This is a genomic window from Paraliobacillus sp. JSM ZJ581, from assembly GCF_044383835.1.
Lineage (GTDB): Bacteria > Bacillota > Bacilli > Bacillales > Amphibacillaceae > Paraliobacillus.
Genome location: NZ_JBISEP010000007.1, coordinates 93,911 through 117,108 on the forward strand (window position 1 = coordinate 93,911; position 23,198 = coordinate 117,108).

Below are 23,198 nucleotides of genomic sequence, written 5' to 3' on the forward strand. Positions count from 1 at the left end.
CCCCTTTTATTAACTTCCGTTTATGCTAAACCGATTTTCTCAAAAATTTGATCAACGTTTTTTAAGTGATACGTATAATCAAAACAATCATCTAGTTGTTCTTTTGATAAGGTAGCCGTTATTTTATCTTCTTGTTCAATCAATTGACGAAAAGGTGTCGCTGTTTCCCATGCCTTCATCGCATTTGGTTGGACAATGTCGTATGCCTCTTCACGACTCATCCCTTGATCAATTAGTGAAAGTAATACTCGTTGAGAGAAAATAACACCATACGTTCGATCAATATTTCGTTTCATATTCTCAGGAAATACAGTTAAGTTTTTCACAATATTACTAAATCGATGTAACATGTAATTTAAAGCAATCGTTGCATCTGGCAAGATCACACGTTCCGCTGAAGAATGTGAAATGTCTCGTTCATGCCAAAGTGACACATTTTCATATGCTGTCATCATATATCCTCTGATAACGCGAGCCATTCCCGTCATATTCTCTGAACCAATTGGATTTCGTTTATGTGGCATTGCTGATGAGCCTTTTTGACCCTTAGCAAAAAATTCTTCCACTTCGCGTGTTTCTGTTTTTTGCAGCCCTCTAATTTCTGTAGCAAATTTTTCAATAGAAGTAGCGATCAAAGCTAGCGCTGACATATATTGTGCATGTCGATCCCGTTGTAACGTTTGAGTCGATACAGGAGCTGGAGCCAACCCTAATTTGTCACAAACAAAGGTTTCAACAAACGGATCGATATTGGCATACGTACCAACTGCACCAGATAATTTACCTGTTTCAATCACCTTTGCTGCTGCATTAAATCGCTCTAAGTTTCGCTTCATTTCTTCATACCATAGTGCCATTTTCAATCCAAATGTTGTTGGTTCTGCATGCACACCATGCGTTCTTCCCATCATAACAGTATGTTTATGTTCGATTGCTTTGTCTTTTAAAATAGCAATAAAACGTTTCACATCCTTGCGAATAATATCGTTTGCCTGCTTAAGTAGATACGATAAAGCTGTATCAACTACATCAGTAGAAGTAAGGCCATAATGGACCCATTTCTTTTCTTCTCCTAAGCTTTCTGATACGGCACGAGTAAATGCAACAACATCATGACGCGTTTCTTGTTCAATTTCCAAAATACGATCAATATCAAAAGATGCGCGTTCTCGAATCTTCTTCACATCTTCTTTCGGAATAAATCCTAGTTGGCTCCAAGCTTCGCAAGCTAAAATTTCCACCTCAAGCCAAGCTTGATATTTATTCTCTTCTGTCCATATAACTCCCATTTCTTCCCTTGTATAACGTTCAATCATAAGCTGCCTCCTAAATCTTTATCTGTTTTTTATTTACCAACGTCTCATATAATACATCAAGATCGTTCCCTATATAAGTAACATGCCCCATTTTTCTCTTTGGTTTAATCTCTGCTTTACCGTACATATGAACATGCGCAGGAAAATTATCTATTTGTTCAAAATAAGGAGCAACATCGTCACCTAACAAATTGATCATAATTGATGCACCATGAAAATATACAGGAATTGGTTTTAATCCGCAAATCGAACGAATGTGTTGTTCAAATTGTGATACATTACATGCTTCAATAGTATAATGTCCTGAATTATGTGGACGGGGTGCTAACTCATTGACATAAATTCGATCATCTTTTACAAACATTTCAATCGTAAACGTACCGACCACTTCAATCGTTTCTGCTATTGCTTTCGCAGCGTCTTTTGCTTTTTTAGCTAAATCGGATGAAATTCTTGCAGGTGCAATCGTCATATATAAAATATGATCATGATGCAAATTTTCAGCAACAGGGAAAAAACTTATCTCACCATTAGCAAAGCGTGTAAACACGATAGATATCTCTTTATCAAATGAAATCCAACGTTCAACAATTAGACGTTTTTGCTGATGAAGTAATTCTATTGCTTCTGATCGATCTTTCTCTGTCTGTAGCTTCACTTGACCTTTTCCATCATATCCACCACGACACGTTTTAACCACACATGGATAACCAACAGTAGCTAACGCTTGATCGAGTTCTTTTTCTGTACGAATAATAGCGTATGGTGCAACAGGTTGATTGCTTTTAGCCATCGCATCTTTTTCTTTTTCTCTATCTTGTGTGATCGCTAAGGACTGCGCTCCTTGTGGCAATAATCCTTTCTCTTCTATGTACTGCGCACTAGCTAAGTCAACATTTTCAAATTCATACGTGATCACATGACATTTTTTGGCTAACCGTTCAATCGCATGCTTGTCATCATATGCTGCGACGATTTGTTCATCCGCCACTTGAGCTGTCGGGCAATCAGGGGTGGGGTCAAGTACGACGATACAATAGCCCATATGTTTAGCAGCAGTCGCCATCATTCTACCTAATTGTCCACCACCGATAATTCCAATCGTTGATCCATAGAGACATTTATTTATTTGCAAGCTCTTCCCTCATTTCCGCTACCTTTCGCTTTAATTGCTCTTGATAGTGCTCTAGGCGAGTTGCTACAGTTAGATCGAACGTCCCAATGATTTGCGCTGCTAAAATGGCAGCATTTTTTGCTCCTGCATCGCCAATAGCTACCGTTGCTACAGGGACACCGCCTGGCATCTGCACAATAGATAAAAGAGAATCCATGCCATCTAGCGCCTTCGATTGTACAGGAACACCAATGACTGGAAGTGTTGTTTTTGCTGCAACCATTCCAGGTAAATGTGCAGCACCTCCAGCTCCTGCAATAATGACTTTTAATCCTTTATCACGTGCCCCACTTGCATAATCAAACATATCTTCCGGTGTTCGGTGTGCTGAGATAATTTGTTTTTCGTAATTTATATTTAATTGTTCTAACGTATCACACGTATGTTGCATCGTATCCCAGTCAGAAATACTACCCATAATCACGCCAACACTCGCCATATTCTTACCCCTTCCATGTTTAAGGTTATTTTAAAAATACAAAAACCTATTCACCTCTCTATTGAGAGAAGATGAATAGGTTGATCACAAAACTACAGTAGCATTCATTGTCACTATGTATGTTATTGTTAAGAAAGTGAATAACGTCCACCTATCCAATGTTCAACTGAATAGCAGACTACTTTTCTTAAAAACACCTACTAATGTGAATGCAACATGCATCATCTTCCCTCATAGTCCGTCATTTACGGTGACAGGTAGAAACAGCCAGGCCTTATTCCTGAAATTATATGAGGTACTTACATTTAGTTGTTATGCTTCAAAATCTATGTTTAGCATAACAAGGAATACAAAAAACGTCAATATAAAATCGAACGTTTTTTAAATAACAACATTTATTGTTCGCTTTTAGATAGAACAGTGTCAAATATTATCTCTCGACTTACCGGCTCAACACCTGTTTGACTTTCTTTAAAAACTGGTTTTTCAATACGTCTAATCGGTTGATAACCAGCAACCTTTATCCGATCTAAACACGCTTGAATGGTTTCATTTTCTTGGACGAAAAACCGTTTTTTATTCGGTTTTCCGTGCTGCTTCTTGTTGCTTTTTGGCACTTTTCGAGATTCTCCCCCTTTTTACTTGCTTCACCCAGAATCCACCATGAATTTGTTTTGGTTCATAAGCAATAATAAACGCTTTAGGGTCTATTGTTTTAATTGTTTCATAAAGATTTAACTCATATTTTCTCGGGGTCAAGATTTGCATGGAGAGTCGATCGCCATCCATCCCATATGCATACCAACTCGTCACTCCATATCCTTTTTCTCTCAATTGCTTCGTAAATGAAATATCTGGATCAGATGAAATAACATTTACTGTAATATACCCTAACGCTAGTTTGTCTTCAATTTTCGATCCTACAATCACACCTATCCCAAATCCTAACGCATAAGCAATCAAATTTTCAATTCGATCAAGATTATCCAACACTAATCCTAACCCTACTACGTAGATAGTAATCTCCACCATCCCAATGACTGCAGCGATATATCGCCTTCCCTTTAAAGTTAAAATCATACGAATGGTTAAGAAAGATACGTAAAAAATATTGATTACTAAAATAATTGTTACCATCACTATAGCATTATCTAACAATTTGCACACTCCCTTCGCAACTGTTGTTGTTATTTTTATTTACGAGATACTCACAATATACTTACCTAATCCTCTATTCTTTAGGATTGTAAATTTTTTCGTTACACGAACCTTATAAAAGAAAATTCATATAGTGTAATACCTACATTAATTGATTTTACTTCACATAAAAAAGAAAACACAAGTAAGTTTGATAAAAAAGTGAGGAATATGCGATGAATCCTTTTGAACAAATGCAAGGCTGGAAGCAAAATATGGATCATTTTTTCGGAGAAAATTTTTGGAGTGGATTTGATGATGTTCTCAAACCACCAATTCCACAAGTGAATATGTATCAAGGAGAGAAAGACATTATTTGTTATGTGAGCTTACCCGGTGTTCAGCAAATTAACGATATTAATGTTCATGTCACACAATCAACTTTAGTTATTAGCGGAGAAATCAAGCTCGAACATCACCATGGTCAAGTTGTTAAAGAAGAGATTATTCATGGAGCATTCGATCGAAAGTTAGAATTACCTTTTGCAGTGCGCAAAGATAAAATAGATGCAACCTATCAATATGGATTGCTAGTACTTCGCTTACATCGACAAATGCAACAAAATGAAGATCAGAGGCACATCACGATTAAGCAACTGGACGAGGAATGAGATAGCATGGAAAGGCCAATTCCTGTTGACCCCTAGACGATTATATCGATCAAAGTTGTCAAACTGCAATCCACAAAAAAAGTGTTGATGTGAATAACTGTTCACACCAACACTTTTATCCTAGCTTAGGAAGATTAAATATAGAATAAATACAACAAACAAGAACCACATAATCGGATTAATTTCTTTCACTTTACCCTTTGCTACCATTGTAATTGGATAGAATACAAATCCTATCGCAATACCAGTCGCGATACTATAAGCAAGTGGCATGATAATTAAGGTTAGAAATGCAGGCACAGCAATTTCAAATTGATCCCACTCAATCTCTTTTAATGAGCTTACCATCATCACACCAACAATAATTAATGCTGGAGCGGTCACCGCAGAAGTTATAACGTCTAATAAAGGTGAAAAGAACAGTGCTAACAAAAACATTATTGCTGTCACAACAGCTGTAAAACCTGAACGCCCTCCTGCACTAACACCAGTAGCAGATTCTACGTAAGCAGTTGTAGTAGACGTACCTAACGTCGCACCAACTACTGTTGCAGCCGAATCAGAAAATAACGCTTTGCCTGCTTTAGGTAATTTATTATCCTTCATCAAGCCGGCTTTTGTAGCAACCGCAACAAGTGTACCAGCAGTATCAAAAAAGTCTACAAATAAGAATGTCAATATAACACCAATCATTTGTACTGTAAAGACATCATCTAAATGCATAAAAGCTTGCCCAAATGTTGGCGCTAAACTAGGTGGTGCATCAAAAATCATGCCTGGCGGATCAATTAAACCTACAACTACACCAGCGATAGCTGTAATGATCATACCATAGAACACGCCACCCTTTATATTGAGCGTAATTAAAACAACCGTTACGATCACGCCGAAGATAGCAAGTAATGTGTTTCCATTCGTTAAGTCACCAAGTCCTGCAATCGTCGCTGGATTAGCTACAATAATTCCAGCATTTTGAAAACCTACAAATGCAATAAACAAACCAATCCCTGCTCCAACAGCCATTTTCAAGCTAGCAGGAATCGCATTAATAATTTTTTCACGTAAACCAGAGATAGTTAAGACGATGAAAATCAGTCCTGAAACAAGCACACCACTTAACGCTGTCTCCCAAGGTACTCCATAGTCTAGCACTACTGTATAAGAAAAGAACGCATTTAATCCCATACCCGGCGCTAAAGCAATTGGGTACTTCGCTAACAGTCCCATAGTTAAAGTACCGACAGCCGCTGCTACAGCTGTTGCAGTAAATACAGCACCAACATCCATACCCGTACCTTCAGCTGCTAATGTTGCTGGATTTACGAATAAAATATAAGCCATAGATAAGAACGTTGTGATTCCAGCAATTATTTCCGTGCGAAAATTCGTACCGAGTTTGTCAAATTCAAAAAACTTTTTCACTTTACTTCCCCCTCTTTCGTCTTGTCTTCTATAATTCTTGGTTAAGCTAACAAAACAACAAAAACACCCTTACCTTTATCGGAAAGAGTGTTCTATGACTAGTCAGAAGTTTAGAATGAAACCATTTGTTATCAATAACAAAAATATTTCTATAAAAGAATAATAAATTGCCTTCTCCTATAAAAATAGTAATCATTCTTCTTCGTAGCCCGACCATTTACGGTGGTCAAGTAGAAACTCTAGAGCCTTATCCTCAAGATTATACGACGAATTTTCTATAAAATTATTTTTAATACATTTTAATCTTACAAGGGAATATGGAACTAGTCAAGCTAAAAACGAATGTTTTAAATTTTTAAACAATTAACGTTCGGTTATGGGGGATATTTCCGGTGGTAGTGTGTTGGAGCTTTAGCGCTGAAATAATATAATAGTTTTATAGTTTTTATAATGGTATGTTTTATCTTGAACTATTAAAACAATTGTCATATGATGAATTTGTATCCACACTATAGTAATAACTAATTTAGAAAGGAAAATGCAAATGTCACTTTCCCCACCTGTTGAACAATCCGTTCCACTAGAGCTGAAGATCCTCACCTATTTAGAACCACGAATGAATTTAAACGCTTCTCAGCAACTAACCCTACACAACCTAAACAAAGGCCTTTCTGGTGAAAGAAAATTAATCCGTCTACTTCAAGAGCAGTTATCACCTAACTATTTCATTCTCCATGATTTTTTATTTAAGATCAATGGAGTAGAATTTCAAATTGACACACTTCTTATTGGTGGCGATAAAATCTATCTAATTGAGGTCAAAAACTATGAAGGTGATTTTTTCATCAAACAAAGCAATTGGTATTCCATTTCATCAGGCAATGAAATAAGAAATCCAATCCATCAATTAAAACGAAGTGAACTTTTACTGCAACGGATGTTACAACAATCTCCATATACATTCCCTATTGAATCCTACGTTGTCTTTATTAACTCCGAATTTCAATTGTATCATGCCACAACAGAATTACCGATAGTGTTCCATGCACAGATTAATAGATTTATAAAGAAATTAAATTCAAACTCATTTAATCAGACAAATCAACATAAAAAGTTAGCCGCATTTCTCAATGATCAAAAACACTTTTGGTCTGACAACAAGATTTTTTCTTTTTATAACTATGAGCAGTTAAAAAAAGGAATTGTTTGCACCTCTTGTTTCAATTTTTTAACCCCAATTAATCATAATATACTTGTGTGTAGCCACTGTAAATCGGTTGAAGACCTTGAATCCGCTTTAATGCGAAGTGTTCTGGAATTTTCAACATTATTTCCCGATAAGAAAATAACAACACCTTTCATTTATGACTGGTGCCAAATGAATGTGTCGAAAAAAACCATTAGAAGGATATTAAAAAAACAAATGAAAGTTAACGGAGAAAGAAAACATACCTACTATACTTTTAATTAAGGATTTGAATTTTTATTAGACCGAGATCTTGGATGAATGCTTTCAATTTACTGTTGATTCGGGGTTTTGCTTCAGTTAAGTTACCGTTCTCGTGTGTCTGTGTCTCGAGCGGGTACTTAGAGTGGGTTTAAGTTACCGTTCTAGACGAGTTAACCCTATAGCGGGCTTTTAGAACGAGTTTAAGTTACCGTTTCGGACGATCCAACGCTATATCGGGCGCTTAGAACGAGTTTAAGTTACCGTTTCGGACGATTCAACGCTATATCAGGCGCTTAGAACAAGTTTAAGTTACCGTTTCGGACGATCCAACGCTATATCGGGCGCTTAGAACAAGTTTAAGTTACCGTTTGCATTTAACGGTAACTTAGGCTTGTTAAAATTATTGAGAAGATAACTTTCTAGCAAAATATCTTCTATTTATCTAACACTATCTTACTTTTTGATCGAAACATTAAAAAATCACAAAAACCACATACCAGATAGTATAGTGTTTCTATCATTTTACTAAAGGGCCTACTCTATAAATCTTATCTCATTGAATACTTTATTTTCTTCTAAGCGGAAGTATTTGATTATTCATCAGTTCATCTAAGTCCTGCCGAACGGTCTTCCAATATTTTAATTTACTGACCGCATCAGAATTGTTTTCTTTATATTTATCGTAATCACTTGTAACCTTTAGTTCTGACTCTCCATTTTGGCGATCTCTATTGACTTTGTAATTAGAAATCACAAAATCTAGATTATCTTCATTTACACACCATTTTTCTGCAAAATCTTCAACCAATTCATATCTGGTGGTTTGTATCATATTCTCTAATAATACTGATACATTTTGATCACGATATTCTTCTGGATTTTCTTGAATGTTACCCCACAATTCTTTCATTAATTGTGCTAGCTGTTGATTATTTTTTTCTAATTCGACAATGTATTTATTCACTTCTTTTACAGCTTTTTCTTCTTGGTCGCGCAGTAACTCATATTGATCTTTTCCAGATGGAATAAAGGATTGGATAAGTAATAGTATATATTCATAGTTGATTTCATCTGTTTTAATGGATTCTAACTCATATTCAACATCAATTTCTAATGGATCGTCTGTTATTTCTCCTCCTCCTGATTTGATCTCTTCTAATGCATTCACGTATTTCCCTTGATAATGTTCAATCTCTTCAAAAGTTATAGGAAAAATACTGCCCATTTGATTGTCATCAAACTCACTATATACTTGTACAGATGAAAAAGCCTTATCTAAAGCTTGATACGCCTTAGCGAATTTTTTTAATAAGGGTAAATTTTGTAGATCAACTTCTTCCGATGAAGGTGCGATATCCCGCAGTTTTTGGATCGCCTTTAAAAACTCTTCCTTTGCTTCATCCCAATCCGGCGCCAAGATGTCATTTTCCCCACCATTTGAATACAAGACTAATGCATCCTTTACTTTCTCTTCAAATATCTTCGGCGTTTGAAAAGTAACGATTTGACCATACTTCTTAGGATTATCAAATAAACGGTTCGTTCGCGAAAATGCTTGGATTAAATCATGTGCTTTCATTGGAGATCGATCTATAAATAAAGTAGATAGACAAGGTGCATCAAATCCTGTTAATAATCTATCGACAACAATAACCAAATCTAATTGCTCTGCCCGCGATAAATATTGATCCTTTTTACGCGCTAAACGATCATTTACATTATTGTTATAAGCTCTAATCGTTTCCAAAGTGAAACTTGTACCAAACTGTTCATTATAATCGCACAACGTTTCTTTCATTTTATCTTGGTTATACAAAGAAACCTCTTCATTCTCAGAAATAGAGTAAGTAATCGCTACTTTAGGAAAATCAGGCAATATACTTTTTGTTTTCTCACTAATTTGAATGGACGTTTCTCCTGATTTCACTTTTTTAATTAAATCATAGTAGCGTTGCGCTTTTGCTATTGAAGAGGTTGTTAGGATAGCTTCATAGGTTTGCCCTGTTCCTTTTTTAAATCCTAATTTAGCTCGTGATTTATTTATAATAGAATGCAAGACCTGTAACATGTGTTCTTCATTTTCATAGATATCCTTTGGCAACATCGTTTCTTTCACAGAAGTATCTATCTCATCAACGTTGATATCTTCCCCCTGCAGTTTAATTATTACTTGATCTAATTCTTCTTCAGAAAAAGTACTCTTATATTCAACTTGAAAACCTAATACTGCTTTATCGTGTATAGCTTCTTTAACTGTATATTCATGTAATCTCTTGCCATATTGCTGTTCAGTGGTTCTTGGTAAATTTCCGATTGCTTGTTTTGCGTTCTCAGCAAAAATTGGAGTTCCGGTAAAACCGTACCATAATGACCTCACAAAAAAGCGTTCAATTTCTTGTTTCTTTTGAGGCGAGATCGCTCGATGGCATTCATCAACTACGAAAGCTAGTTTGAGTTGTGTTAATGTACGATAACGTTTCGTTTCTTCTTTTCCACTAAATCGCTTCATCACATGATTTAATTTTTGTATAGTTGTTACAATTACAGTTCGATCATCTGATAACAACTTCTTAATCAAATCATTCACATTACTCGTTTCATCAATATCAATCACATCATTCTCAGCGTATGAGGTAAACGATGTTGTAGTCTGTTGATCTAAATCCACACGGTCAACAATAAAAATCGTTTTCTGGATAGATGGAATCTGTAAAAGATTTCGTGCCACCTTGTAGGAGGTTAATGTTTTCCCTGACCCAGTAGTATGCCAGACATATCCAGACTGTTGTCTTTTAGAAGCCTCTTTCACCGCTTCAATTGCATGAATTTGATATGGTCGTAGTAAAATTAAAGACTTCCTATCGTTATCTATAACCGTATATTGTGTAACCATTTTATGCGCTTGTGGAATGGATAAAACACTGCGCGCGAAATCTAAATAATCATCTACAGGCTTATTATTTTCATCAACCCATTTGGACAGAAATTGTTCTTTTAATTTTGTGTCCAATGCGGTAGCAATATAGCGCGTATCGGTGCCATTCGTTACTACGAACATTTGCAAACTAGAGTAAATGCCTGTAAATTTTCCTTCTTTCAAGTATTTCTGTATTTGACGAAAAGCATCCATATACGGATGGCTGCGACTTTTTAATTCAATATGTATCATCGGTATACCATTTATTAGTAAAGTGACATCAAAGCGTCGATTTTGTTCTATACTTGTCTTCTTAGAACTTTCAAATTGATTAATCACTTCATAGGAAGACATCCCTCCAGCAATATCTGCTCTATTAATTACACGCAGGCGAATAGTACCTAAACTAGCATCCTCACGCTGTACTTCGACTTTTGCTATTCCATTCTCACCAGATAGCCAAATAGCAGCTTCATAGAAATTAACAAAGTTTAATTGATTCTGTATTTGTTTAAATTCCTGTTCTGTTAACGGCACCTCATTCAAGACATCTTTATTATTGATTTCTAATTTTTCTCTAAAGTTATTCCATAAATCTGCTTCTGTGTGCAGATCATTTCGATAAGTCCATTGAGACTCACCATTGATTAATTGTTTAATTAAATCATTTTCTAAAATAGCTTCTGACGTAGTCTTACTACTCATCTCATCACCCCACACACTATAATACAATGTACCTATTACTAGCTATAGTATAGCATATGATAATGGTATTATGTGACAATAATTTACGATTGGGAACAGCGTAAGCTAAGCGAAATGACAGTTTATAAGAACGGTAAAGGGCATGAAGATAGACAATCTACAAGCGGAAATTATGAATTAATTAATCTTAATTCAATATCCATAGATGGTGGACTGAAGCATTCCGGTAAGTTCATCGATGATGCTGCAGATACGTTATTAAAAGATGATTTAGTAATGATTCTTAGCGATGTGGGGCATGGAGATTTGTTAGGAAGAGTAGCACTGATACCTGAAAATAATAGATTTGTACTTAATCAACGTGTAGCATTACTGAGACCAAATGAAACGGCGAATGCTCAGTTCTTATTTTCGTATATCAACGCACATCAATACTATTTCAAGTCTCAAGGTGCAGGAATGTCGCAACTAAACATTTCAAAAGGAAGTGTAGAAAACTTCAAATCATTTGTACCAAACCTAGAAGAACAACGGAAGACAGGTGAATTTTTCAAAGACCTGGACCACCTTATCGCTCTTCATCAACGTAAGTTAGAGACACTAAATCTGATGAAGAAAGGCTTTATGCAGGTGATGTTCCCGCAAAAAGAGGAAGTTGTGCCGAGATTAAGGTTTGCTGATTTTAATGATAGGTGGGAACAGCGTAAGTTGGGGGAAGTAACAACATCCTATTCAGGTGGAACCCCAGCAGTTGGAAAAAGTGAATATTATGGTGGTGAAATTCCGTTCATTCGTTCTGCGGAAATAAATAGTGATTCAACAGAATTATTCATCTCTGAAAGTGGACTAAATAACTCTTCAGCAAAAATGGTTGATGTTGGGGATATCCTTTACGCCATGTATGGTGCGACTAGTGGAGAAGTCGGTATATCAAGAATTAACGGGGCTATTAATCAGGCAATTCTAGCGATTCGAACAGGAGAAGGATATGATTCACAGTATATTATGCAGTGGCTGCGCAGTCAAAAACAAAAAATAATTGATAAGTACCTTCAAGGTGGACAAGGAAATTTATCGGGTTCTATTATTAAAAAATTACAAATAGAATTTCCTAGTTATACAGAACAAAAGAAAATCGGTATCTTTTTAAGAGAAATAGATTTTCTTATCGCTCTTCATCAACATAAAATTGATAAACTTCAATCACTTAAAAAAGCTTACCTACAAAAAATGTTCATATAAAAAAGGCATTTTTCATGCCTTTTTTATATGATATTCTACAACAAAGTTGATAGATGTCTCATTATTTTATCATTATCCTGATTTTCTAACTCATGAATAATGTGTAGGTATGTCTCTTGTGTAGTTGTCATACTTGAATGCCCAAGCCTCCTAGCTACACTTGCAATAGATACCCCTGCAAATAGTAAAAGAGAAGCGTGTGTATGTCTTAAACTGTGAATTGTAATAACAGGGATTTTAGCGTCCAAACACAAACGTTTCAAACGATTATTAATTGTAGAATTAAATACCCTACCTGTTACAAATATTGGTTTATCAATATCCATATCTTTAATCAATTGAGAAAATTGCATTGCTGTTTGCCAGTCTAATTGTATTTTTCTTTTGGATGAACTATTTTTAGTTGGTTGAAACCCTCCTTTACTCAATTTATAATTCCATGTATTCTCAACAATTAACTTTTGATTAGCAAAATCAAAACTATTAGGTGTTAACGCAAGAGCTTCTGAAAATCTAAGACCAGTTTTTGTGACTAATAGTATAAACCAGTCCCAACTAATTTCATCTTTAAGATTAAGGTTACTCAATAAAGCTTGGACTTCAAATTGATTAAGAAACTTTATTTTCTTTTCTCTTGGATCTTTACCTTTAATGATAATTTTCCTAGTTGGATTCTTTTTGATTATACCTTCGTCCATCGCATCTAGAATTGCTCCTTTTAATTGATGATGGAAATCCATTGTGGTTTGTTTTTCATGGGTACGTGCATAATCATTTAGTAATTTTTGATAAGTTCTGCGATCTAACTCTTTCATTTTTAAACGTGGGGCTAATTCCAATACGCGTTGTAGACTCATATAATATTTTTGTAGCGTTACATCACGAACGGCCCCCACCTTATAGAGTTCAATCCACTCTGAATAATACTCATGGAATGACTGTGTTGATTTTGTGTTTCTTGGCATAAAAAAACCTCCTGATGATAGTAAGTGATTGAATCACTTACTCTATTATTCAGGGGTTTAATGTTTTTGCAAAGGTATATTATCACTAGCGTTGCGCAAATTTATTCAAACTATTAAAAACATTCAAAATGTTCAATAAAATTGTTTGGCGCAAAGAAAAAGTCCTTTATAATGGATAAGTAAGGTGGTAACCCGTCCAAATCCACTAATAAAGGACCAAACACATGGACAAGATTACACCAAAAACTTCATTTGGACAATGGTTTTCACCAATAAATCTTCAATTATTTGAAGAACAAGTGAAAACCTTGAAATTAGATTTTTATACGAAAAAATTAACGACAGAGTCATTTTTAAAATTATTGCTTTATTCACAGTTACAAGAAACTGAGAGTCTGCACGCATGAAGTGATTGTCTTTTTGAAGACGAACTTCAAAAAGCAGTTGACCTTGATTCAATCAGTATTTCACAGTTGTCACGGCGTTTAAATGGGATGAATCCAGGTCTATTTCAACGGCTATTCCTTGATCTAGTCTCACAAATTCATGCTCAAACACATTATACAAAATTAGTCATGCCGTTAAAAATCATAGATTCAAGTACATTACCACTTAATCTAACCAACCATAGATGGGCAAAATTCCGAAAGACAAAGGCAGGAGTGAAGTTGCATCTACGCCTTGTATTTATGGAAAAAGGGATTTCTTATCCAGAAAAAGCTATCCTGACAACCGCAAAAGAACATGATCGTGGTCAACTTGAAATCATGGTCGATGACAAAGCATGTATGTATGTGTTTGACCGAGGCTATCTGGATTACGAACGCTTTGATCGTATGACAGATGCGGGCTATTTCTTCCTTTCAAGGCTGAGAAAAAACGCTGTTATACGGGAAGTTTATGATTTTAAACTGCCGAAAGATTCATCTGTTTTATCCGATCAAATGGTGCTAATTGGAACAACTCAAAACCGTGCCGAAAATTACTTTCGCGTTCTAAAAGTAATCGACTCAAAAGGAAATATGCTTCATTTAATTACGAATTGCTTTGACTTAAGTGCAGAAGAGATTTCCGAGATGTATAAGTCGCGCTGGGCAATAGAGCTGTTTTTCAAATGGGTAAAGCAACATCTCAACATCAAAAAGTTTTACGGTCAAAGTGAATGGGCTATTCAAAATCAAGTGTTTATCGCACTTATTGTTTTTTGCCTGCATGTGCTTGCGCAAATCAAAACAAAAAGTAAGCGAAAAACCTTACAAATTAGCCGTTATTTAAAGGCTGCTTTGTGGAAACCAGCACGTGTCTGGATTCGAAAGATTGAAGGGAAAGCCATCCCTTAATACGCAATTTGTCGTCGTTGCATCAGTATAATTGTGAATTAATTTCCAAATGGATGGAGCCACCTTTAGTTGGGTATTTACTTTTTTGGCTCTAAAGAGTAAGAGTAATTAAACTGAAAATTACGACAATATTTATGCAACGCTAGTGGTATATTATATAAACATTTTTTGTAGGAATGCTTGTTTCAGGGTGTTTAATGTATCTATTTTTTGTTGTTCAAAATTGATAAGGTTGTCTAGTTCTTTTATAAAAATACCTATCTTTTGTTGTTCCTCTAGTGTTGGAATAAACACTAGCATCTTGCCCATTTCTTTACCTGAAATTTCTACAAATGTGGATCCAGCCCCGTATTTTTCACCGTAACGTTTTAATTCATGAGATCTTGAATACATAAAGTACGAATCCAATCTCTCTTCGTGTGGTACGATCGATTGGAATCCTTGATTAGTTGCTGCTTCTTTAGCAAGGATTGCAGTACTTCCAATACCTGCACGAGAAGTGAACAAGATAGTCCCTACAGGTAATATTTTAGCAGAGCTTTTCTTCAATCCTAGTTCTGTGATTTTTTTCTGACTATCATCAACATAGGTTTGCTCACCAATTTCAACTGGTGAGTACCAATTTATTTTTCCGTTCCAATATTTTTTTTCGGTTGTACTTGGAGTTCCGCCACCAATAATATCAGCAATATCTCCCAACTTACGCTGTTCCCACCTATCATTAAAATCAGCAAACCTTAATCTCGGCACAACTTCCTCTTTTTGCGGGAACATCACCTGCATAAAGCCTTTCTTCATCAGATTTAGTGTCTCTAACTTACGTTGATGAAGAGCGTAATCCTAAAATTACAGCATAACCAATACTACGATTTCTGTAAAGATTAATTAACAAAGCAATAAGTCACTATTTTTACCAACTTATGTTTCCTCAAATAAAAAGACTTAGCAACCACTATAGACGTGACTACTAAGCTTTATAAAAAGGTATATTTATTTCATACTTAAATCCTAGATCATCTTTTTCCAACTATAATATTCAGATGTAGAAACGCCCTATATTTTGAGCACACTGTTAACAGAAATATTACGTTTCAATGTCATTTCACGTGTTACTTTATAGATTGTTCCTGTTAATTACTCAGTATGACCATAGCCTTTTTTATTAAGATTTCCAAGGCTCCTGTGAATCTCGTAATTCTTTCTTCAGACGGGCTATTTCCTTCTCAGCATCAGAGGCGTGATTTCCAGATCCTCTATGATCGACCACATCATTATTATTCTTGGCGGCTGACACCCATTTCCCGAGTGTAGATTCGCCAATTTTTAGATCCTTTACCACCTTTCCTAAGGTTTTACTCGATGTATAATAATAACTGACTGCATCTTGCTTAACTTCTGCACTAAATTGCTTGCGTTTTGCCATATCACGATCTCCTCAAGCTAATAATATTGTACTATATTAAACTAGGAAATTTCTCTATTTGGGTTGTCCAATTTATATTCTAGCATTAGACGGAGTGCGATCCCACATAACATAAGAAAGTGACATTACAACGGGATTTCAATCCACGCACCCATAAAGAGTGCGACACGAATTACAAATATCTTTGTTTTTAGCTGTTAGTATTTCAATCCACGCACCCATAAAGAGTGCGACGCTAAAATCGCCGGAACTACTTCGGGCGACTTTGCATTTCAATCCACGCACCCATAAAGAGTGCGACGGGGACATCTTATTTTTGCAAGAGTATATTTCAGAGATTTCAATCCACGCACCCATAAAGAGTGCGACATTGTATTATATAAATTTCGGATTAAATCAGTTTATTTCAATCCACGCACCCATAAAGAGTGCGACTTTCGATCTTTTTTAGTAATTTCAAATAATCCTACAATTTCAATCCACGCACCCATAAAGAGTGCGACGGGCGAAAATTTGCTGATATTTACGCTAAAGAAATATTTCAATCCACGCACCCATAAAGAGTGCGACGGGTCATAACAAACATACGTTTCCTCCAAGTAAAGATTTCAATCCACGCACCCATAAAGAGTGCGACTCTGGTACATCTTTTTTGTCAAATAGACTGAGCAGATTTCAATCCACGCACCCATAAAGAGTGCGACTTTAAAATAGGTAGTAGATAAAACAATAATAATATCATTTCAATCCACGCACCCATAAAGAGTGCGACGGTATTGCCATGAAACAAGTTAAAAAGATTAACATAATTTCAATCCACGCACCCATAAAGAGTGCGACGCATTACATATGGATAACTACTTTTTAAGTCCATAATTTCAATCCACGCACCCATAAAGAGTGCGACAATATTAAATACATTTAAGTTAGATAAAATAGGAATTTCAATCCACGCACCCATAAAGAGTGCGACGAAAAGTGCGGAGGTTTGGGTTGGAGGGAAGAATCAATTTCAATCCACGCACCCATAAAGAGTGCGACCAAGCATTACCTTTTCTAATACTCATCGGAACATAAATTTCAATCCACGCACCCATAAAGAGTGCGACTATGCAAGAGTTAAAAAAGAGATGGACCCAAAAATTTCAATCCACGCACCCATAAAGAGTGCGACACTGGATTAATGCATATATTCGGTGATTTAGCAATTTCAATCCACGCACCCATAAAGAGTGCGACGGCGAATTTCAACAAAAATAAGAATGTACGTTCTTAAAATAGATATATATTTCTCTACACATCTAAAATTCGTTAAAAACTCCGCCATAATACTATTATTTTTTCTAATTTAAGGAATTGTCTTGGTGCTAACCTAATAGAGAATTTGTGTATGCTATAGGTTAGCACTAATCAAAACAATAATGGTTCCTCAAGATCTATTGATTCTTTAGCTCCTATGTGTTCCACTTTTGTTTTGTAATTATTACCTAATTTATAAAATCTAAGGCTGTCTTTCATAGGATCGATCAATTTTTCTAATTTAAATTTGAGAGATGTATATTGAGCAGTGTCTACATTGCATTCAAAAACCGAATTTTGAACACGTTGACCATAATTTTGACAAGCTTTTGATACCTTTCGAAGTCTTTTCGTTCCGCCGGGTGATGACGTACTAACATCATATGTGATTAATACCAACATAAATAAGTCACCTACTTCCACAAAAATGGTGGGTATTCATCTAGATCGCCACGTAAAAAACGTGCTAGCAATAAAGATTGAGCATACGGTACAAGCCCCCATGAAATTTTTTCACCGAGAAATGGATGCGTTATTTTTTCTTGTTTCTTTAATTGCCATGATTTTAAAAATTTCTTTCTAGCCTCATCTGTCATAATAACAGCACCATTTTCTTTCTTAAAAAAACCATCTTTCGTTATCTCTCTGCGATTTATTATAGATAAAACAAATTTATCTGCTAGTACCCCACGTAATTCTTCCATCATATCAAGAGCCAATGAAGCTCTACCTGGTCTATCCTGATGCATAAAACCAACATATGCATCGAGACCAACCGATTCTAAAGCAGCAGTCATATCATTTGCAAGCAAGGTGTAGGCAAAGGATAACATTGCATTAACATTATCAAGAGGCGGTCTTCTAGTTCTCAAACGAAAGGAAAAATCATCCTTTTGTTGCAAAATCATCGAATCAAACACTTTATTGTAATTTATCGCAGCTTGTCCTTCCCACCCTCTCAAGCGTTCTAAATCTTCACATTTTTTTAGTTCTTCTAGAATAACGGTTAGTTGTTTTGAAACATTTTTAAATTTTTCTACATCTATCCTCAATGGATAATTTCTCGTCATTCTTTCTAACATCCATTTGTTATTATACACTTTCCCAATGATAAAATTACGAGAAACGCTAGCAGAAGGCAACTCCTCTTCAGACAATTGATATTGTTTCTTCCTTAATACTACATTACCTTTGCTTTGACCAATCACTCTCGCTAAAAACCTGCCATTCTTTGTTAAAAAGGCAATAGAAATGTTTCGTTCCGCACAATACCCCATCAAAGCAGGGCTAGCTCCTGAATAACCAAAGGTGACAATACTCTCCAAGTTGTGTAAAGGAAGTCTTCCAAGTTTCTCTTTTTCTTGTATTAACACAATATTGTCTCCATCTAATGATAAATAAACATCTGATTGAGTAACAAATAAGGTGTTTAGTAATTTTCTCACTCTTTTAACTTCCTTTCAATGTAACTTTTCACACTCCGTTTAACCATCAAACTCGGTATGCATATATGTTGTAATGAACAGTTCTTACAGTGAGGACCGGTTTTTACTTTTGGAGTATACTTTTTCCTATAATAATGATGCATCTCCTCTGACATCTGTATTACCTTATTTCGCAACTCATCAGTTATAGGAATCTCAACTCTACGTTTTATTTCATTATAAAAAAAATAACCTTTTTCAACCGAGCAAAGTAACATTTCTTCTAAACAAATGGCTTGCGCAACTAATTGAAGGACATCTTCGTCACCTTTCTTTGGTTTTCCACGCTTATATTCAACTGGATAAGCCTTATACAAACCTTCTGCCCCTGTAAGTTTTATCCCTTCATTATCTCTGACAAATTCTACAACATCACAAATTCCATTCAATTTTAGCTGATGAGATTGAACAGGCATTGCCCTTACAATCAACCTCTCTCCGCGCTTTTCGCGAATGAAAGGTTGATCTGCTTTTTCATGTAGATGTCGGCCTTCAATTGTTTTCACATTTTCTTCCCACTGTTGTTCGATATGAATCAACGCCCATTGACGACGACAAAATTTAAAATGTTGTAACCCAGATAGCATTAAATAGCTATCTTCTTTATTGTCCATCAAGAACTTCCGCTTCTAAGCCTTCTAGATTTGTCAACTCAATCTCATAATCATCAATAGATTTTGGTGTTTCTGTAGTAGATTCTATTTTTAAAGAACGATGCACTTTAGCAGATGAATACTGTCCCAATTTAGAATTATGCTCCCACCAATACACTTTATTAACTTCCATACTTCCATCTGGTCGAGCAGAGGAGCTGTCATTTTCAAATAGGGTAAGTAGCGTTTCCTTCAATTTCTCTGCATCTTCATTTGTAAAGCCAGTTTTTTCAGCAAGTTGTGTATTAATACTCCCTTTAAATACATAAACCCCGAAATCGACTCGATGCTTCATTCCCATTGTATCTGAGCTTCTTGTTTCACTCGTCACTGAGTTTACACTTTTTGTAATTTGAACACTCGTAATATCTATAGGGTCAATACTCGTTGCTGTTTGAATGGATACAGGACCGCGAACACCAACTGATAATGTCGCTCCTTTGAAAGCAAATACTTGCCCAAAACTTCTGACATCAATCCATTGCTCACAGGCAATAGATGCAAATTCAGCTTCAGAAGGTTTCTTATCTTTTAAGATTTTTGCCAACGTTTCATGGGAATCTGCTCGTTCTTTTAAACTTTTAAAACTATCTGTTTTACGATCATCAGATTGAACAAAAACAGCTTCCCCCATATCTTGAAATCTATTTCGGATTTTACGCTTGACTGCTACATCTGATATTTCTCCATGACCATCATAATTTTGACGAGGGCGATTTCCGTTTAGAGGATCTCCATTCGGATTAGCTTTTGTAACAGATAAAACAACAGCAAAATCAATTTTGTGATCTAATGTAGTCATTTATTTGTCTCCTCACTCTCATTTGTTTTTTCTTTCTTTTTATAAAGTTCACGCCTTTGACTATAAAACCCTAATAAATACTTTTCTGACAATGGCTTATTATTAAAATCTTCCATTTCAAACTGGTCTGCAACTTCATCAATCATACGTGATAATGCTGTTACTTTAGTGCCTAATTTTGCCTGATATGGCTGCAAACTATCTTGTAATGTTTTCCACGTTCTGCTTGGATTCTTTGCAAATGAATTCATGTAGCGAACAGCATTCGTTGCTCGTGTTTCCTCTCTTGGAAGTGCTCTTCTTTCCATCACATCCGCAATGGCTAATAATCTACCAAACAAATAACTACGATCTTTTGACTCATGGTCTAATGCCACATCCCATACCTCCTTTTTCTCAATAAGCGATTTCCTAATTAATGCACAAGCTATCGTTAAACTTTTTTCCCATTCCCATCTTTCCATAGAAACCGGGTTTGACGCCCGATGAAATGCGCTTCTTATAATATCCCTTGGGACATATCTACCATCAATAATACAAGGGAGCATGCGTTCCATTAAACCTTTAACTATTTTGTCGCTAGCTCTAGGTCCATAGGCTGCAAAGGCAATATCTCGTGTTGCTGGCGCTCCATAAAAATCAATGAATTTCCCATCTTTTTTCCGGTAATGATGTCGCCACGCACATGTTTCATGCCATGTCTCTAAACGATTTAAATAAAGCTTCTTATCCATATTCCGATAATATAAAACACCTAATCTACCGATTGTTGCGGAATCAAGAATGAGAAAATTAACCTTAGATTGATAAGTAAGATCAGACCGCAAACCAGCAATTGCCTTTTTAATTTCTTCAGCAAACGGTTTGTCTGTATCCACTGATCCATCGGATTCGACAGCAGAATCTCGCAATAAATCCCAAGCATCTTCATCAGGATCAGGTACTGAACTATTATCGTTTCCCCAAACAAGAAAGACACGATTATCAATCGTTTTTCCTTGACGATGAATAAGCCATTTCAATGCATTATGTGCTTTTTGAGAGACATCGTAACTAATACTAGCAGCCTGTTTACTTGTCTTAAATCTCCCTCGGAAAGTAAAACCAGAATTATCATTAGCTGAAATTAGCTTCGCCTTGTCTGCCGCATGACGTATTTTATTCGTATGTCGCTCAGTGGATGGTGAAGTCTTTCCTGTGACATAATCAATATCCGCATCACTCATTTTTTCGTTATAAAAAGCAATGAAAGAGTCATAAACATTTTTGTCTTTCCAAACTTCTTGTGGTGATGACGAAGAATAAACATTAAATCGAACAAAAACACTGATTTGATCTGTCGCTCCGCTTGAAAAAATTTTAGGCTTTTCTCCAATGGTTTCTTCATATTTTTTATTCCACTTATGGATTAATAGATCATTTTCATCTAACACTAGTATGTTGTATTTAACTAAGTCTTCAATTAACTTCCCTTTTCGTAAATATTTATAAATACTCTTTACCTTATCTACTGCATAATCAGACGCTGCCCATTCCTGTAAGTTATGTATATATGTATCAAACGGCAGATCCTTTTCATTCTTCACTTTACCACCATACTTCACAAAGTCACCTGCAACATAACTTAGCTTATCATGAAGAGGATAAGGAGCAATCTTTGAACCTGATCGACTAGCAGAATCATTTGTACAAGGAATGATCGTATTTTCCTTTTCAAGGATGTGTGCTGATAAAAAATCCCCATCTTCATCAACAGTTAACTCAACATGTGCATTTTGTGTAGTGTGGGAAATGGGGAGTAATGTGTACTCCTTGTCATTGGGTTTTTTTATTGTTTTTCCAACCTGATTTTCATTTGCTTCATATGTCTCATACAGCTGTAGTAACCAACTCAACTCATTCACCTCCTATACGATCAATTAATAATTCTGCAGCTTCCACATTGTCTGCGTTAAAATGCTTTGCTTCCATATTTTTCACTGGGCGGACAATCGAACATTCTTCTGGTTTTTGAAAATGAATATATCCTTTTTTCATTACTGGATGCCAAAGTCTAACTTCTAAACTATTTCTTCCGGTTTCATCCGGATAATTAAATCCGTGCACCATTGTTCCTAAATGGTGATCTGCTTCAACATCATCATAATAACCAACACCACTGCCAAACTCACAAGGTTCTACATACCCTTGACACTCTCTTGTACCAAGAAAAATATCTCTACGCCCCCCTGCCTTTAACGACCTTTGTAAAATATTAAAATGCTTTCCTTCATTACGATCAAAAGCCATATCAGGGCGATTCATATTAAATTCAAAATGGGCTTTCACTTGATAATGGACGTCCTTTAGATACGTATAGTTTGCAAGTGTGTTGCCACCCCCGTAATCAATCGGGCGAATTCCTTTTGATTCCATTTGAATTGGTTTCATTATACGCAGCTCGTCTATAACAAAGATGATAGTAGGTTTCCAGTAAACAGACTCTGCAATCCCTTTCAAAGATTGATACGTAGGGACACTGTAAGAAAGCTTCTCACCTCCAATTTTAGTTAGTGGATCGGTAAACAACGCGTAATCACCAAAGAGTTCAAATTGAATTTCATTTTTATGTTTCATGGTTGGTTTTCACCTCCTTTAAAAGATATTATTCAATGAAAATTAAAGATGAAGAACATAATTTTACCTGAATTATTCATAGAAATTCCTTAATGACTTAAAAATGCTTATCTGCCAAGCTATCTAGCTAAGTTGGTCGTGCA

At 35.7% G+C, this 23,198-nt stretch carries 19 protein-coding genes, 1 pseudogene, 1 CRISPR repeat array and 2 riboswitches; of the genes and pseudogenes, 4 read left to right on the forward strand and 16 right to left on the reverse strand.

The window, feature by feature from the left end:
• Nucleotides 1-20: 20 nt before the first annotated feature.
• From purB to ACH6CY_RS06495, 5 genes are all read right to left on the reverse strand, one after another.
• On the reverse strand, nucleotides 21-1,316 hold the full coding sequence (gene purB, locus ACH6CY_RS06475) for an adenylosuccinate lyase (RefSeq protein WP_374066476.1): 1,296 nt from the start codon (nucleotides 1,314-1,316) through the stop codon (nucleotides 21-23).
• Nucleotides 1,317-1,326: 10 nt separating this feature from the next.
• On the reverse strand, nucleotides 1,327-2,451 hold the full coding sequence (gene purK, locus ACH6CY_RS06480; RefSeq protein WP_374066478.1) for a 5-(carboxyamino)imidazole ribonucleotide synthase: 1,125 nt from the start codon (nucleotides 2,449-2,451) through the stop codon (nucleotides 1,327-1,329).
• Nucleotides 2,438-2,929, reverse strand: a complete 492-nt coding sequence (purE, locus tag ACH6CY_RS06485; protein ID WP_374066479.1) for a 5-(carboxyamino)imidazole ribonucleotide mutase — start codon at nucleotides 2,927-2,929, stop codon at nucleotides 2,438-2,440. The genes purK and purE overlap by 14 nt, the downstream gene beginning before the upstream one ends.
• 214 nt (nucleotides 2,930-3,143) lie before the next feature.
• Nucleotides 3,144-3,243: riboswitch (purine riboswitch) on the reverse strand.
• A gap of 81 nt (nucleotides 3,244-3,324) precedes the next feature.
• Nucleotides 3,325-3,546 carry an NETI motif-containing protein gene (locus ACH6CY_RS06490; protein ID WP_374066481.1) on the reverse strand — a complete coding sequence of 74 codons (222 nt, stop codon included), beginning with the start codon at nucleotides 3,544-3,546 and terminating at the stop codon, nucleotides 3,325-3,327.
• Complete coding sequence (locus ACH6CY_RS06495; protein ID WP_374066482.1) at nucleotides 3,506-4,087, reverse strand: DUF2179 domain-containing protein; 582 nt, start codon at nucleotides 4,085-4,087, stop codon at nucleotides 3,506-3,508. Before ACH6CY_RS06495 ends, ACH6CY_RS06490 begins: the two co-directional genes overlap by 41 nt.
• A gap of 215 nt (nucleotides 4,088-4,302) precedes the next feature.
• Here ACH6CY_RS06495 and ACH6CY_RS06500 point away from each other — a divergent pair, with 215 nt between their 5' ends.
• Nucleotides 4,303-4,737: an Hsp20/alpha crystallin family protein gene (locus ACH6CY_RS06500; RefSeq protein WP_374066484.1), complete on the forward strand. Its 435-nt coding sequence runs from the start codon at nucleotides 4,303-4,305 to the stop codon at nucleotides 4,735-4,737.
• A gap of 120 nt (nucleotides 4,738-4,857) precedes the next feature.
• Here ACH6CY_RS06500 and ACH6CY_RS06505 read toward each other — a convergent pair whose 3' ends face one another.
• Nucleotides 4,858-6,159: an NCS2 family permease gene (locus ACH6CY_RS06505; protein WP_374066485.1), complete on the reverse strand. Its 1,302-nt coding sequence runs from the start codon at nucleotides 6,157-6,159 to the stop codon at nucleotides 4,858-4,860.
• Between the two features lie 185 nt (nucleotides 6,160-6,344).
• A riboswitch (purine riboswitch) is annotated at nucleotides 6,345-6,446 on the reverse strand.
• 257 nt (nucleotides 6,447-6,703) lie between these two features.
• Here ACH6CY_RS06505 and ACH6CY_RS06510 point away from each other — a divergent pair.
• Complete coding sequence (locus tag ACH6CY_RS06510) at nucleotides 6,704-7,630, forward strand: nuclease-related domain-containing protein (RefSeq protein WP_374066487.1); 927 nt, start codon at nucleotides 6,704-6,706, stop codon at nucleotides 7,628-7,630.
• Nucleotides 7,631-8,174: 544 nt separating this feature from the next.
• Here the strand turns inward: ACH6CY_RS06510 and ACH6CY_RS06515 are convergent.
• Complete coding sequence (locus tag ACH6CY_RS06515; protein WP_374066488.1) at nucleotides 8,175-11,231, reverse strand: type I restriction endonuclease subunit R; 3,057 nt, start codon at nucleotides 11,229-11,231, stop codon at nucleotides 8,175-8,177.
• Between the two features lie 72 nt (nucleotides 11,232-11,303).
• Here ACH6CY_RS06515 and ACH6CY_RS06520 point away from each other — a divergent pair, with 72 nt between their 5' ends.
• Nucleotides 11,304-12,473 (forward strand): restriction endonuclease subunit S, encoded by a 1,170-nt coding sequence (locus ACH6CY_RS06520; protein WP_374066490.1) that lies wholly within the window; start codon nucleotides 11,304-11,306, stop codon nucleotides 12,471-12,473.
• Nucleotides 12,474-12,508: 35 nt separating this feature from the next.
• On the opposite strand, the gene ACH6CY_RS06525 is transcribed toward ACH6CY_RS06520, so the two are convergent.
• Nucleotides 12,509-13,438, reverse strand: a complete 930-nt coding sequence (locus ACH6CY_RS06525; protein ID WP_374066491.1) for a site-specific integrase — start codon at nucleotides 13,436-13,438, stop codon at nucleotides 12,509-12,511.
• A 224-nt stretch (nucleotides 13,439-13,662) separates the two neighbouring features.
• Here ACH6CY_RS06525 and ACH6CY_RS06530 point away from each other — a divergent pair.
• Nucleotides 13,663-14,778 (forward strand): annotated as a pseudogene (locus tag ACH6CY_RS06530) (IS4 family transposase).
• Nucleotides 14,779-14,931: 153 nt separating this feature from the next.
• Here ACH6CY_RS06530 and ACH6CY_RS06535 read toward each other — a convergent pair.
• From ACH6CY_RS06535 to cas5c, 8 genes are all read right to left on the reverse strand, one after another.
• On the reverse strand, nucleotides 14,932-15,576 hold the full coding sequence (locus tag ACH6CY_RS06535; protein ID WP_374066493.1) for a restriction endonuclease subunit S: 645 nt from the start codon (nucleotides 15,574-15,576) through the stop codon (nucleotides 14,932-14,934).
• A gap of 364 nt (nucleotides 15,577-15,940) precedes the next feature.
• Nucleotides 15,941-16,201 carry a transposase gene (locus ACH6CY_RS06540; protein WP_374066495.1) on the reverse strand — a complete coding sequence of 87 codons (261 nt, stop codon included), beginning with the start codon at nucleotides 16,199-16,201 and terminating at the stop codon, nucleotides 15,941-15,943.
• Between the two features lie 135 nt (nucleotides 16,202-16,336).
• Nucleotides 16,337-17,440: direct repeats of the CRISPR family, unit length 32 nt; unit sequence ATTTCAATCCACGCACCCATAAAGAGTGCGAC.
• Nucleotides 17,441-17,611: 171 nt separating this feature from the next.
• Complete coding sequence (gene cas2, locus ACH6CY_RS06545) at nucleotides 17,612-17,902, reverse strand: CRISPR-associated endonuclease Cas2 (RefSeq protein WP_374066497.1); 291 nt, start codon at nucleotides 17,900-17,902, stop codon at nucleotides 17,612-17,614.
• Nucleotides 17,903-17,913: 11 nt separating this feature from the next.
• Nucleotides 17,914-18,945, reverse strand: a complete 1,032-nt coding sequence (gene cas1c, locus ACH6CY_RS06550) for a type I-C CRISPR-associated endonuclease Cas1c (protein WP_374066498.1) — start codon at nucleotides 18,943-18,945, stop codon at nucleotides 17,914-17,916.
• Entirely contained in the window at nucleotides 18,942-19,598 is a 657-nt protein-coding gene (gene cas4, locus ACH6CY_RS06555) for a CRISPR-associated protein Cas4 (protein WP_374066499.1), read from the reverse strand. Before cas4 ends, cas1c begins: the two co-directional genes overlap by 4 nt.
• Complete coding sequence (gene cas7c, locus ACH6CY_RS06560) at nucleotides 19,588-20,439, reverse strand: type I-C CRISPR-associated protein Cas7/Csd2 (RefSeq protein ID WP_374066500.1); 852 nt, start codon at nucleotides 20,437-20,439, stop codon at nucleotides 19,588-19,590. The genes cas4 and cas7c overlap by 11 nt, the downstream gene beginning before the upstream one ends.
• On the reverse strand, nucleotides 20,436-22,334 hold the full coding sequence (gene cas8c / locus ACH6CY_RS06565) for a type I-C CRISPR-associated protein Cas8c/Csd1 (RefSeq protein WP_374066501.1): 1,899 nt from the start codon (nucleotides 22,332-22,334) through the stop codon (nucleotides 20,436-20,438). Before cas8c ends, cas7c begins: the two co-directional genes overlap by 4 nt.
• Nucleotide 22,335: 1 nt before the next feature.
• The gene (gene cas5c / locus ACH6CY_RS06570) at nucleotides 22,336-23,055 is read right to left on the reverse strand and encodes a type I-C CRISPR-associated protein Cas5c (RefSeq protein WP_374066502.1); all 720 of its coding nucleotides are present in this window, start codon (nucleotides 23,053-23,055) and stop codon (nucleotides 22,336-22,338) included.
• Nucleotides 23,056-23,198: the final 143 nt, after the last annotated feature.